The organism is Streptomyces sp. SID12501, from assembly GCF_010550245.1.
Classification (GTDB): domain Bacteria; phylum Actinomycetota; class Actinomycetes; order Streptomycetales; family Streptomycetaceae; genus Streptomyces.
Genome location: NZ_JAAGLU010001076.1, coordinates 1 through 384 on the forward strand (window position 1 = coordinate 1; position 384 = coordinate 384).

At 70.6% G+C, this 384-nt stretch carries 1 protein-coding gene; it reads right to left on the minus strand.

What is annotated here, in order from left to right; genetic code table 11:
• The coding region (locus G3I71_RS49895) for a WhiB family transcriptional regulator (protein ID WP_164325617.1) at positions 1 to 226 on the minus strand (226 nt) is incomplete at its 3' end.
• Positions 227 to 384 lie beyond the last annotated feature (158 nt).

A 384-nucleotide genomic window follows, 5' to 3' on the forward strand; every position in this document is an offset into this window, starting at 1 on the left:
AGACGCCGTAGGGCTCGCGCACGGCGAGCGACTGCTCGCGGCACTCGTTGAGGACGGGGCAGGTGGCGCAGATGGCCTTGGCGGCCTCGGCGCGGCGGCGGCGGGCGGAGCCGCGCTCGCCCTCGGGGTGGGAGAACAGGTCCTGGTCGGCGTCGCGGGAGGCGCCCTCGAACTGCCACTCCCACAGGTCCATCACCGGTCCGGGCAGACGCGAGATCTCAGCCATGGGGGTCCTCCTCGATTCGTGCGGCACGTCCGGCGGCTCGTGGCCGGGACGAAAGTCGGTCGCCGTCGACGGTTGCCCGTGTTGACGTGCCGTAACCGTACAACCGCGCCAGAAGTTGTTCAAGACCCTCTTCGCTGACGCGATTCGGTGGCGCGATG